Below are 13,501 nucleotides of genomic sequence, written 5' to 3' on the forward strand. Positions count from 1 at the left end.
TTTTACAGGTCTATATACTTTTAATAGCGGCTATGTTACAATAGGTTGGACAAATTTGACGCCCTAGGGCGCCAGTGATATTGAGTGAGAGGATAAGGTGGCATAAGCATGATAGATATACATTCCCATGTGCTCTATGGCGTGGATGACGGGGCTCAGTCCTTGGATGAGACGCGGGCCCTTTTGCGTCAAGCTTATGGCCAAGGTATTAAGACCCTCATCGCGACACCTCACCAACGCAAAGGGCGCTTCGAGGCTAGTCGCTCCACTATTGACAAGCACTTCCAGGACCTTCAAACCATTGCCCGAGAAGTAGCGCCAGATTTGACTGTGCATTTAGGAACAGAAGTCTTCTATTCTAATAGTATGCTTGACCGGTTGGAGCAGGGGCAAATCTTGACTCTAGCCGGCAGTGATTATGTCTTGGTGGAATTCGATTATGGGCTCCCTTACCGGGAAATTGTACGTGCCATTCGAGCCATTCAAGGCTTGGCTTATGATGTGGTCATTGCGCACATTGAGCGTTACGACGCCTTCCACAAGCATCCGGAACGAGTGCAAGAAATGAGAAGACTAGGCTGTCTCATCCAGGTTAATGCGGCTAGTCTCTTGCCAATGGGGCTCTTTGACCGTTACAAGGTGCTCAAGAAGCGAGCACGCCAACTCTTAGATGCCGACTTAATCGACATCATTGCCAGTGATGCTCATCACGTAGAAAGCCGTCCTTATCATATGGCTGAAGCCTATGCCTTTGTAGCCAAAAAATATGGAGACGACTATGCCCACCAACTCTTTGTCAGCAAGCCTGAAAAAATAATAGGAAAAGGAAGTTCACACCCCCATGGAAACAAAAAACCAAGAATTTGTTGAAATTGATCCAATGGCCCTCTTGCGCAAGCTCTGGGCGGCTAAGTTTATTATTGTCTTTGTTACGGTTGTGCTAGCAGTTGCGACCTTATTAGTTAACCTAGTAGTCATTCGACCAACCTTCGAATCGACTACCCGCGTCTATGTGGTTAACCAGACCGAAGACAAGGCCGTCACCACTCAAGACTTGCAGTTAGGGAACTTCCTGGTTAAGGACTATAAGGAAATCATCCTATCTGACACCGTTATGTCAGAAGTCATCAACTCTGAGAACCTCAGCATGACACCTAGCCAACTCAAACGTGTGGTTAAGGTAGACTCTCCTCGTGATACGCGGATTCTATCCATCTCAGTCTCTGACCGCGACCCACAAAAGGCCAGCAACCTGGCTAACCGTGTCCGTGAAGTGGCTTCTGAACAAATTAAACGCGTCACCAAGGTGAACGATGTGACCACCTTGGAAGAAGCTAAGCCAACTAATATTAAATCCTCACCAAAAACTCGCCGTAACACCCTCTTGGCGGCAGCTTTAGGCTTCCTCTTATCAGCAGGTTATATCGTGGTGCGAGAACTCTTAGACGACCGCGTGCGTTATGCGGAAGACGTGGAAGACGGCTTAGGTATGGTCCTCTTGGGGGTTGTCCCTCAAGTTAAGCTCAAGTAGAAAGGTGTGTGTCCTATGGAACAAGTTGAACCACGATTAAATAAAAAACTCATTTCTGCAGAGACAGAAGAATATTACAACGCCATTCGGACCAATATCCTCTTCTCTGGTAAGGATATTAAGGTGATTGCCATTACCTCAACCAAGGACAATGAAGGTAAATCTACTGTGGCTATGAATATTGCTTCTTCACTTGCAGCGTTAGGTAAGCGCACCATACTTATCGACGCAGACACTCGTAATTCCGTCTTCGTCGGTCGAATGAAGATTCGCTCCAAGGTGGTGGGTTTGACCCACTATTTAGCAGGTGAAGCAACCGTTAAGGAGATTGTCTTCGGGACTACGGAGCCTAACTTACACATGATTTTGTCTGGCCCAGTGCCACCTAACCCAACGGCCCTCTTACAGGGGGATTCCTTCCAAGAGCTGATTGATGTTTGCCGTCATCACTATGATTATGTGATTGTTGATACGCCACCATTGGGCTTGGTTACAGATGCCTCTATTGTGGCCCATCAGTGTGATGCTAGCATCTTGGTAGTTGAAGCTGGCGCCATTAAACGTCGTGCCGTGAAGAAGATTCAGGAACTCCTAGAACATACGGGAGCTAAATTCTTAGGGGTCGTCCTCAACAAGGTAGACCTTAAGGCTAGTCACTATGGTGCCTATGGTTCTTATGGGAACTATGGCAATTATGGTAAGAAGGCATAGTAAGCCTGAACTTAATAGTACTGAACCGATAATGTGGAATTATCGGTTTATTTTTCGGTAAAGAGGAAAAAATAATGGATATTGTATACGCAACAAGTGATAATTTTGTGGATATCTTAGCAGTCTCGCTGGCCTCGCTGTATGAGACTAATGGCCACCTCAGCCCACGAGTTTGGATTTTGAGTTATGGTGTGACCAATTCTAGTAAGCTCAAGTTAGAGCAGCTAGCTCGTCAGTACAATCAAGCGCCAATAGAATGGTTAGAGGATATAGATTTGCCGGCAGAATTGCAGTCAGACCGGGGCTCTTTGAGTCAATTTGGTCGCCTATTCTTGGGGACTATCCTACCGGAATCAGTCCACCAGGTTCTGCATTTAGATGGGGATACGGTCATCAAAGGGCCGCTAGATCAATTGGTGGAGACGCCTTTCGATGGGGCTATTGTCATGGGGGTATCGGATACCTTCAACAAGCAGTATAAGCAAGTCTTGGGCATTCCAGCTGACCGGCCTATGTTTAACCCGGGTGTGCTATGGATTGATTTGGATGCTTGGCGTCAGGACAAAATTGAAGACAAGTTCATCGCCATTATTCAAAAATTCCAAGGCAAGGTCTTACAGGCTGACTTAGGGATTCTCAATGCGGCACTCTATGACCGCTACAAGCAAGTGCATCCGCGTTTTAATGCCATGACGATTTTCTATGACTTTGACTATCGGTCTATGTTGGCCTTTAAGCAGCCAGTCAATTATTATTCAGAAGCCATCTTAGAGGAAGCAAAAGCCCAACCAGTGGTACGACACTTTACCACTTGCTTCGCCTCCAAGCGTCCTTGGGTGGAGGGCAGTCAGGTGGCTGGGGTCGAGGACTTTAAGCATTACTATCAAGGTCGATATATTCAGCAAGAGGATGGGCTGATGACGCGCCTCAATCGCCATTTGCCGCAAGGACTCTTCGTTCACGGCCTGGGTTTTATCCAGTCACAAATTCGTCCTCGTTTATACCGTTATCTCAAAAAATAAAAGGAGCCAAATTACCAATGGTCACAATTAATGATATCGAAGCTAAGACCATGTCACCAGAAAAGCGGCAAGAAGCCAAGAAAGATTTATTCGCTTTTTATGTGGGACGACCAATCTCTTATTTATTAACCATTCCCTTCATTAATAGCTCGATCACGCCTAACCAGGTGTCTTATTTATCCTTGCTTCCACTAGGCATAGGATTGCTGGTTACGCTGCTGATTCCTACTCTAGCAGGGCAAGTCCTGGCTTGGTTATGCTTCTTCCTCTGGAATTTGTTGGATGGGGTTGATGGCAACCTAGCCCGTTACAAGGGGATTTCTTCGCCAATGGGGAGTGTAGTTGACGCCATGAGCGGATATGCTGCCATGTTTATCACCTACTTAGCCATGGGGGTAGCGGCCAGCTATCGTTCAGCGCTCAGCATTTGGAAACCTGAATGGCTACTAGTCATGGGGGCTCTGTCAGGTGCCTTCGTTATCTTCCCGCGACTAGTCATGCATAAGGCTATTAACACGGTGCAGACCCAAGAAAGCCAACAACTCAAGGGCCGTCAAAACTTTGGTCTAGCTGAAATCATTGCCTTGAACTTAACTTCCATTTCTGGCATGCCGCAAGTTTTCATGCTGATTGCTATTCTTCTGGGGTGGAATGATCTCTTCACAGTAGGTTACTTCCTCTTGAATGGTCTGGTTATGATTCTATCCTTACGCAAGGTCCTGCGCTAAGAGGCCGCCATGAAACGAATTGCAATTCTACGCTATAATCTCAGCCATGTCGGCGGCGCTGAGAAGGTAGCAGTCAATCTAGCCAATGCCTTGTCTGCCGACTATCAAGTGCATCTCTTGTCCATGACTATGGATGGGGCGGGTCTGGCCTTCGACTTGGACCCGGCTGTTCATTTTCACAACTTCTTCCAGGGCAATCCGCGGGTACGCGAGCTAACCTGGAAAGCCAGTCGGGCCCTACGGACCTATCTCAAGCAACATGGCATTCAACTGGTCTTTTCCATTGCGCCCGCTACTAACACCATTATGCTCTTAGCCTGCATGGGGACAGGAATCAAGACGGTCTTCTGCGATCATCATAGTCTGGCCTTCGATGACGGCAGAGGACGTCGCCTTCAGCGTTATCTAGGCGCTAAGTTTGCGGATAGAGTAGTCACCTTAACTGATGAAGACCGCGGAAACTACATTGAAAAGTATCATTTGAAAGCCGGCAAGGTCAGCTTTATCTACAACTGGCTAGAAGCCTTAGAAGGCCAGCCTGAAATTGACATGTCAGTTAAAAAAATCCTGACAGTAGGCCGGCTTAGTCAACAAAAGGGTTATGATTTGTTGGCTAAGGTAGCCAGCCAAATCCTGCCGGCCAATCCGGACTGGACCTGGGATATCTACGGGGAGGGCCAGGATAGCATCAAGGCTGATCTAGTAGCGAGCCTAGAGGCAGCAGGCTGTCTCCATCAAGTAGACTTCAAAGGCAATGTCAAAGGCATGGACCATATCTATCCAGGCCACAGCCTCTATGTCATGACATCCTATCATGAAGGCCTGCCCTTGGTCTTATTAGAAGCCAAGCAGTATGGCCTGCCGATTGTCAGCTTTGCTTGTCCAACTGGACCTTCTGAGATTGTCAGTGACGGCCGCAATGGCTATCTAGTGGCGCCTTATGATGTGGCTCTCATGGTGACCCGCATCCAGACCCTGATTGATGATGCCGACCTTAGACAATCCATGTCTGACCGGTCTATGGATGATACCGAAAAATTCGATAAAGCAAGAATCTTGGCTCAATGGCAAGGCCTGATTCATGAACTATTAGGAGAGTAAGATGGAAAAATTATTGACCGTAGTCATGCCGTCCTATAATGCAGCAGGCTACTTACCTGAGACGGTCCCAACTATTCTGGCTAGCCGCCACCTTGATCAAATTGAATTGTTGATTGTCAACGACGGGTCCAAAGACGAGACCTCGACCATTGGCCATCAATTTGCGGCTGACTACCCACAGGTAGTACGGGTTATCGACAAGGAAAATGGGGGGCATGGCTCTACCGTTAATGCCGGGATTGAAGCGGCCCGAGGTAAATACTTCAAGGTTGTAGATGCTGACGACTGGGTGGATACTCAGGCCTTTGACGCGCTCCTAGACTATCTAGCGGGTGTGGATGATGATTTGGTAGTGTCGCCTTATACTAAGGTCTATGTTGACAGCAATCAAGAAGAGTTGCACCACGAATTTCAAGGTGTGACACCAGAACATCATTATACTTTCGATGAACTATTAAATATTACGCAACATACACTAGGTATGCATACCATGACCATTAAAAGCTCTATTTTGCGGGATAATGCGGTGCGCTTGGGTGAGAAGATGTTCTATGTCGATATGGAATATATCACTTACCCTATGCCTTATATCGAGACAGTCAGCTTGTTTGATGCCCCTATCTATCGCTATCGACTAGGTAGCGTGGGGCAGAGTGTCAGCCTTGAAAGTTATCTCAAGAATCGGGTCATGCACCAAAACGTGATTTACCGGCTCGTGTCCTTTTACCAAACAGGTAAGTTGAAAGGGATTCGCGCTCAAGTGGTTAAGGCACAAATTCAACGTATGATTAATTTACAGGTTCGACTCTATTTGATGTTACCGGATACTCGCCAAGGGAAGAAAGAACTATTGGCCTTCGAGGCTACCCTAGCACCGGACTTTAAGCGGGAAGCACCAAGCAAGTTAGTGTATGTCTTGCGACTCAGTCGTTATCGTCTCTTTGGCTTATTACGCCACTATCTCAAGCGTTTTAAGAATACCCGAACTAACTAAGAAGGGAGATGTTTCCATGGGCAAAATCAGACAGAAGTGGCGTGAATTATCGCGCTACCGGCAAGTCTTTAATGGGAGGATTATGTGGGTTCAGTTTCTGGATAAGGTGCTAACTAAGCTCGCCAAACTTCCTCTTCCCTTCGTTCGCCCCTTGGTTCATCATGGCTTTTTAGCCAAACATCGGGCGATTCTAACCTATTTAGAACGTGATTTTCAAGATTTCTTGGAAAACTATGACTTCACAGGCCCGGCATCCGAGTCGAAAACCACTCCACGACGGATTTTCTCCCTTTGGCTCCAAGGACGTGAGGCGGCACCACCTTTGGTGCAAGCTACGCTTGCATCTCAGGAAGCTTTTGCTGAGCAATACGGTTTTAATTGGACTTTTTTGACGCAAGACAATCTCAGTGACTACTTCCAGGTGCCAGATAGCCTCAGGATGTTTGTAGATCAAGGCGACATTGATGTCGTCAAGTTATCAGATTTGATTCGTTGCAGTCTTCTGTCTGATTATGGGGGCGTCTGGTTCGACTCGACGCTCTATGTGACCGATACAAGTAGTGCCTCGTATTTAGCAAATGATTTTTATACCATTCCTGCACGTGGTAAAGAATGGTATCCCAAGTATGTGGCCAATAACCGCTGGGCAATGTTCTGCCTAGCAGGTTCAGCTAATCATGTGATTTTCCGATTTTTACGGGATTTTCAGGTGGCATACTTTACACGGTATAGATTACCGATTGATTATTTTCTTATTGACTACCTCTTGGACATTGGCTATCGGTACTCAGATGTCATTCGGGAGGCGATTGATGCGGTTCCTCAGAATAATCAGGACCTGTATTTTATCGCTAACCATGCCAATGATTTCGTTGATGTGAGCGAATGGGACCGGGTGAAGTCAACGACTCAGCTCTATAAATGTAGCTATAAGATTTCCCTCACAGCGTCAGGCGACACCTACTATCATCGTCTGCTCAATCAAGCACTCTAATCAGAAAGGAGCTTAACATGAAGGTATCTGTTATTATACCGGTCTATAATGTACAGAACTATCTCCACTATGCTTTGGAGAGTCTCCTGGCCCAGACCTATACAGACTATGAAGTGATTCTTGTCAATGACGGGTCTACTGACGATTCGGGTCGCTTGTGTGAAGAGTATGCGTCTCGCTATGACCATGTTTATTACTATGCCAAGGCCAATGGTGGCCAATCTGACGCACGGAATTATGGGGTAGCCAAGGCTCAGGCAGAGTGGGTGACCTTCCTTGATCCGGACGATTATCTCGAGCCGTACAGCCTGTCTTTAATGATTGAATTGCAACGTCGCTACAAGGCTGACCTAGTCTCGACTAAGGTTGAGTTGACCACAGTGTACGAAGACTATAACGGGTATACACTGATGGAAGCGGATTTCAGGCTCTCTACATCCAGTCAAGCAGAAGCTCTGGAGGCCATGCTCTATAATCATGAAGCGACTGTTTCCGCGTGTGGTAAGCTCTATCGCAAGTCGCTGATTGAGTCCCACCCATTTCCTGTAGGGAAAATTTATGAGGATTTTTCTGTTGCTGCTGCCCATGTTTTAGCAGCTCAGACGATTGTGGTAAGCCCCTTGGTGACCTATCATTATTACCAAAGGTCAGGAAGTACGGTTAATTCAAACTTTAGCCTTAAACACTATGATTTTTATGATGCGGTGGAGGCAAATCGAGCGCTCTTGCCTGGATTTGGTAATCAGGCTGAGCGGGTGGAGGCTGCGCTCAATATCAAATGTGTGGCTGGCTCTTTCCGGTTGATTGATCTAATTGCAAATGCTAAGCAGTATGGAGAGCTTGATGGGATACGCCGGCGCTTGCGTGTTTATCAGGACACCGTTCGGCAATCGCACCATGTTAGTCTCCAGTTTAAGTTGAAGTACCAGCTCTTTCTCTGGACTCCCCGACTCTATCTGCTTGTAAGGAAGCGGAACAAGACCTAGCTCATCGCAAACAAATGTGAAGGTGATTAAGTGACAATCAAATTATATCCATCTCGTATACCAACCTATTTATTCTATAGTGCCTATACTATCTTTGTATTTTTTACTTTGTTGAATACCTCGTTTTATGCTCGTTATTTTGAAAGTAGCCTCTTTTTACTGATATTACTTTTCGTGGCAAGCTTGCTGTTAATGAAAGAAATCCTCGAAGTACGGTCAATTAATCGCTACTTGTTAGGTTTAGTTGGTGTTGGCGTGAGCTTTGTGCTAACCTTTATGGTCTCGCCAGGGGTAGGGGCTAAAATTGTTCCCCTCATGCTCTTGTTTGTCTTTAGTGCACGGAATATTGACTTTGAGACGCTCACACGTTATTCATTCAAGCTTATTCTAACCACTTTCCTTTTTATTGTCCTATCTTCCCGATTAGGGGTTATTAATAATTATGTCAGCATTCGTGGTGGCGTTGCCCGAGAGTATCTTGGCTTCCGATATGTTCTTTTTGGGGCAGCTTGCATGTCCAACTTGACTCTGTTGTATCTCTATATTCGAAAAGAAAAAATTGCTTGGCTAGAACTTATTGGTTTATTTGTTGCCAACTACTACTATTACATCAAATCTGACGCGCGTTTGACTTTCCTATTAAGTGTCGTTACTTTGATAGTTGTAGCTTTTATGAAGCTGAGAGGCAACAGACAAGAGCAGGAAGATTACAAGCTATTATCCTATCTTACTATGTGGATTTATCCGCTGAGCTTTGTTCTCAGTTACTATTTTGTCGTTCGCTTTAACTGGTTTTCTGATTGGCAAGCTAACCTGAATTCTTTCCTAGGAAATAGATTACAATTAGCGCAAGTGTCTCTCCAAACCTATGGCTTTGGTCTATTCGGTAAAGTGATTAGCTGGATAGGTTACGGTTTGGACTCCAAGGGGGAGCTAGTCAACGAAACCTACAACTACGTTGATAACTTTTATATTCAAGTCCTACAACGTTACGGTCTGATTTTTATGATTATATTTCTGGCTGTTATGGTCATGGTGATGTATAAGGCTATGAAGCAAAAACGCTACTATTTAATTTTGGCCCTAAGCGTCATTGCGGTTCATGGCTTAATTGATGACTTGATTCTCTATCTTCATAACAATACCTTTATTTTATGTATTATGTATGTCCTTTACTCAAGAAGTGAGGAAGCAACTTTATCTACGCAGCCCAAACTCACCAATCACTGATTGATTCCTTAGGAGGTCGCTCATGACCCAACACAAACAAGCATCCATTAAAATCAACTTTATCATGAACTTCATCTTAACGGTGTCGTCCTTTATCTTTCCTATTATTACCTTTCCCTACATCTCGCGGACCTTGCTGCCGCTAGGGACGGGGCGGATTGCCTTCGCTACTTCGGTGGCTAGCTACGCCACCATGTTAGGGATGGTGGGGATTCCGACCTATGGGATTCGGGCGGTCGCGCGGGTGCGTAACCAGCAGCGGGAGCTTAACAAGACGGTTCAGGAGATTTTCTTCTTCAATGCCATTACCACTTTAGGAGCCCTGGCCCTCTATCTGGTTAGTATTGCCCTGGTGCCAAGGTTTGCGGAAGATAAGACCCTCTTCCTGATTAACGGGGTGGGGATTGTCTTCAACCTCTTCGGTATGGAGTGGCTCTATCGGGGCTTGGAGCAGTACCGCTATATTACGGTACGTTCCATTGCCTTCAAATGTTTGTCCCTGGTGCTCATGTTCCTCCTGGTTCATTCAACTTCGGACTATTTAATCTATGGGGGGATTCTGGTCTTTGCGACGGTGGGGGCTAATGTCCTCAACTTCATTCACGCCCGCCACTATATCAGCTTCAAGCTAGAGCCTAACTTGGAGATCTGGCGTCACTTCTTCCCAGCCCTACAGTTCTTCCTCATGGCTGTCGCCACCACCATCTATACCAGTCTGGACTCTGTTATGTTAGGTATGATGATTGGCAAGGAAGCCGTTGGCTATTATGATGCGGCCATTAAGATTAAGAACATCTTGATTAGTCTGGTGACGGCCCTAGGTGGGGTGCTCCTACCTCGTCTGTCGCACTATATTCAGACGGAACAGCATGAAGCCTTTAAGCGGGTGACTCGTAAGGCCTTTGCCTTTGTCTGCTTCGCTAGTATTCCACTCTCAACTTACTTTATTGCCATGGCGGAGCCGGCTATTCTCTTCCTATCCAAGGAACAGTTCCTGCCTTCGGTCTTCCCTATGCAACTAGTTATGCCGACCATTGTCTTGATTGGTCTGTCTAACTTGTTGGGGATTCAGATTCTCCTACCGCTAGGTAAGGAGCGGGTGGTCTTGTCTTCTGTCTGTTGGGGTGCCGTCTTGAACTTCGCCCTTAACCTGGTCTTGATTCCAAGCTGGGGAGTAGCCGGGGCGGCCTTCTCCACGCTCTTGGCAGAATTGCTTGTCACCCTCTATCAGGCCTGGTACTTACGCGACCAACTCAGAGAAATGGTGGTCCTCGCCGACCTAGGCAAGATTGGCTTGGCGACAGTCCTGGCGACGCTGAGCACCTTCTTGTTCAGACAATGGATTTCGCCATTCTGGACCTTGGCGCTATCGGCCTCTGTCTTCGGCCTAATCTACTTGGCTATTCTCTGGTTCAGTCGCGAGCAGTTTGTCAGCTATCTAGGCCAGATGGCCCTAGGTTTCTTAAAAAGACGCAAGGTCTGATTAAGTGCTCCTATCTATTAGTGTCTACACTAATAGATAGGGTAGAAGTCAGCCAAAATACGTGCTCTCTTATAAACAAATTTTAAAAATCCCTCGTGGCTATAGTTAGTCGCGAGGGATTTTTTTGAATAGGCCAGAGTTATGACGTCTGTCACCATGTGATGACATTCAATAACACTGGCTTAACTATAAGATGAAAGTTTATTTTTTTGGTGACAATTGGGCAAAAATCTATTGCTTTTTGAATGGCTTACTTGTATGATAGACAAGGATTTACAAGCCACAAATGTGTATTTTTTTAGGAGGAATCACCAAAATGAAGAAACATGGTTTAGCGGCCTTAGTGGGCCTTGCCCTAGGTTCTGTCATGATTTTGGATCAGGTGCATGCTGAATCAGTCAGTCCAGTAGCACCTGCCAGTCATGAAGTGCAGGACCCTCTACAAGAATCGGCCCCAGCAGTGGCCCCCGCTGCAGCAGGCCAAGAAACAAGCCAAGAGACGTCGGCGTCCCAAAATCAGGAATCTAGTGCCAAAGAAGCTAGTTCCGATTCGCTTCAAGCTCATGAGTCAGAGCCGGCGACCTTGTCTGCGGTTCCTGCCCTGGATTTAGCCCCTAAGGCTAACAGCCAGCCGCCAGTTAAGCCGGTTGACCAAGGCATCTCGACTTCTTTCTACCAGTTTACCGAATCAGCCGGGCGTGGGACCTTCCTCGCTCATATTTCCTACGGGGATTACGATGAGGCTGGCTACCGTAAGGTGGCCCCTAAGAGCCAGATTAGTGCGCAACTCCAGTCCGCCACTGGCCAAGGCCATGTGCCTCTAGAAGTTAAGGCGACCCAGAACCCACGTCTCTTCGAGCTTAGCTTCGATTCCAAAGCCCTTGCGGCCGATATGGCTTACCGGGTGATGATTAAGGTAGCTGATAACCAGGAGCAACTCTGGTATGGCGACCGCCAGTATAAGCAGGCAGTGGCCGGCTTAGAACTCAATGCCCAAGGTGCACGCGTCAGCTTGCGCAAGGCAGCCCCAGTGCAAAAGGGGATTTCCACTTCTTTCTACGAGTTTTCGGCGACTGATACGGTGGGGACTATCCTAGCCCATATTGCCTATGGGACTTATGATGCGACGGGTTACCGCGAGGTGGCGCCGCAAGCTGTCATCAAGGCTCGCTTAGAAGCCACCAAGGGTCAGCATCAAGTCGGCCTGCGGGTGCGGGCTAGCCAAAATCCACGCCTCTTCAACCTAGACTTTGACCGGACGGCGCTTAAGGCCGACCAGACTTACCGGGTGCTGATTAGTGTGGACAATAAGGAAGAAGCCCTCTGGGCAGGCGATAACAGCTACAAGCAAGAGTCAGGGGACTTGACCGCCATGGTAGCTAAGCAACGAGTGCTAGTCAAGAAGTCAGCGCCTGCTAAGCCAGTTGATAAGGGGATTTCGACTTCTTTCTATGACTTCTCTGTAGTAGACGGGGTAGCTAAGATTTTGGCTCACTTGTCTTACGGGACTTATGATGCGGCCGGCTATCGAGAAGCGGCGCCAGCCAAGGAAGTGAGTGCCCAAGTTCTGTCTCAGGATGGCCGTCATAAAGTCAATGTCCAAGTGAAAGCCACTCAAAACCCGCGTCTCTTCGAGTTGTTATTCGACGCTAGCCAAATCCGTAAGGGACAAGTCTATCAAGTAGTAGGCAGCGTAGGCAATGCTAGCGAAGTTATCTGGCATGGTGATCGTAGCCTCAGCCAACAAGGGAGCAACCTCTTGCTGACAGCACCGGGTGGTCGTTTGCAGCTGCAATATCAAGAGCGTCTAGTCAACCACGAAGTCAAAGTTCGCGGCATTGGTACGACCATTCAAGTCCTAGACGCCAATGGCAAGCGCCAGACCGTGCCGGTTAAGGACTACTTCGGTCAACGCTTTGGCGTGGCGAGTCTGTCAGGCGCTAAGAACGCTGAAGTAGCGCTGATTCGCAATAACAAGGTCTTCGCCTATGCTAAACGTTCTGACTTAGTGGAAGTACCAATGGGCAAGCGGACCGTCTACATTGACGCAGGACACGGTGGTGCCGAGACCGGGGCGGTGGCCTTTGGACGTACCGAGAAGGACATGAACTTAGACATTACCCGGCCATTGGCTGACCGACTCCGCCGTCTGGGCTATGAAGTTTATGAGTCGCGCGTGGACGATAAGGAAATTCCGCTAGGCCAACGTGAGTTTGAGCCTAACCGACTCATGCCGGATATCTTCGTCAGCGTTCACCACAACGCCATGCCGGCGGCTCTATCAGGTAAGGTGCAGGGGATTCTGTCCCTCTTCCACGATCACAGCATTGAGGAAGAAGGCTTCATGTCCATGCCTTATCACCCAGAAAGCAAGATTACAGAAGGTAAGCGTCTGGCCCAACTTCTGCAACGCGAAATGGTTAAGATGACAGGCGCCCGCGACCAAGGGGCACGTCCTCAGAATCTGCATGTGACTCGTAAGACGGACATGCCAGCTGTTTTGGTGGAGCTAGGCTTCATGGATAACGCCGAGGAGTTCAAGAAACTTAATCAAGCTGCCTATCAGGAAAAGCTCATTAAGGGTCTGGTCCAAGGGATTCAGGCTTACTTCGGTAAGGCTTAAGTATAGATGATAACGGTAGAAGCTGAGGCTTCTGCCGTTTTTTGCTTTTTGTGGGCGAAGGACGAAAATTCAAGTAAATTTTCTAATATTTTTAGGGG

General features: G+C 47.4%; 12 protein-coding genes. All 12 read left to right on the forward strand.

Annotated features, from left to right (window positions below):
- The first annotated feature begins 108 nt into the window (after nt 1-108).
- Nucleotides 109-870 carry a CpsB/CapC family capsule biosynthesis tyrosine phosphatase gene (locus RWO08_RS06380; protein ID WP_314211543.1) on the forward strand — a complete coding sequence of 254 codons (762 nt, stop codon included), beginning with the start codon at nt 109-111 and terminating at the stop codon, nt 868-870.
- A complete protein-coding gene (locus tag RWO08_RS06385) occupies nt 842-1,531 on the forward strand; it encodes a Wzz/FepE/Etk N-terminal domain-containing protein (protein WP_314211544.1) in 690 nt (229 codons plus the stop codon). The genes RWO08_RS06380 and RWO08_RS06385 overlap by 29 nt, the downstream gene beginning before the upstream one ends.
- A gap of 15 nt (nt 1,532-1,546) precedes the next feature.
- Nucleotides 1,547-2,242: a polysaccharide biosynthesis tyrosine autokinase gene (locus RWO08_RS06390; RefSeq protein WP_314211545.1), complete on the forward strand. Its 696-nt coding sequence runs from the start codon at nt 1,547-1,549 to the stop codon at nt 2,240-2,242.
- A gap of 74 nt (nt 2,243-2,316) precedes the next feature.
- On the forward strand, nt 2,317-3,264 hold the full coding sequence (locus tag RWO08_RS06395; RefSeq protein ID WP_314211546.1) for a glycosyltransferase family 8 protein: 948 nt from the start codon (nt 2,317-2,319) through the stop codon (nt 3,262-3,264).
- A 17-nt stretch (nt 3,265-3,281) separates the two neighbouring features.
- Nucleotides 3,282-3,992 (forward strand): CDP-alcohol phosphatidyltransferase family protein, encoded by a 711-nt coding sequence (locus RWO08_RS06400; RefSeq protein WP_291453974.1) that lies wholly within the window; start codon nt 3,282-3,284, stop codon nt 3,990-3,992.
- Nucleotides 3,993-4,001: 9 nt separating this feature from the next.
- Nucleotides 4,002-5,093, forward strand: a complete 1,092-nt coding sequence (locus tag RWO08_RS06405; protein ID WP_314211547.1) for a glycosyltransferase family 4 protein — start codon at nt 4,002-4,004, stop codon at nt 5,091-5,093.
- 1 nt (nt 5,094) lies between these two features.
- Entirely contained in the window at nt 5,095-6,087 is a 993-nt protein-coding gene (locus tag RWO08_RS06410; protein ID WP_314211548.1) for a glycosyltransferase family 2 protein, read from the forward strand.
- A gap of 16 nt (nt 6,088-6,103) precedes the next feature.
- The gene (locus tag RWO08_RS06415) at nt 6,104-7,081 is read left to right on the forward strand and encodes a capsular polysaccharide synthesis protein (RefSeq protein WP_291428943.1); all 978 of its coding nucleotides are present in this window, start codon (nt 6,104-6,106) and stop codon (nt 7,079-7,081) included.
- A gap of 17 nt (nt 7,082-7,098) precedes the next feature.
- Entirely contained in the window at nt 7,099-8,067 is a 969-nt protein-coding gene (locus RWO08_RS06420) for a glycosyltransferase family 2 protein (protein WP_314211549.1), read from the forward strand.
- Between the two features lie 192 nt (nt 8,068-8,259).
- Entirely contained in the window at nt 8,260-9,297 is a 1,038-nt protein-coding gene (locus RWO08_RS06425; RefSeq protein WP_314211550.1) for a hypothetical protein, read from the forward strand.
- Nucleotides 9,298-9,319: 22 nt separating this feature from the next.
- The gene (locus RWO08_RS06430) at nt 9,320-10,780 is read left to right on the forward strand and encodes a flippase (protein ID WP_314211551.1); all 1,461 of its coding nucleotides are present in this window, start codon (nt 9,320-9,322) and stop codon (nt 10,778-10,780) included.
- Nucleotides 10,781-11,096: 316 nt separating this feature from the next.
- A complete protein-coding gene (locus RWO08_RS06435) occupies nt 11,097-13,403 on the forward strand; it encodes an N-acetylmuramoyl-L-alanine amidase (protein WP_314211552.1) in 2,307 nt (768 codons plus the stop codon).
- Nucleotides 13,404-13,501 lie beyond the last annotated feature (98 nt).

The organism is uncultured Abiotrophia sp. (assembly GCF_963520105.1).
Classification (GTDB): domain Bacteria; phylum Bacillota; class Bacilli; order Lactobacillales; family Aerococcaceae; genus Abiotrophia.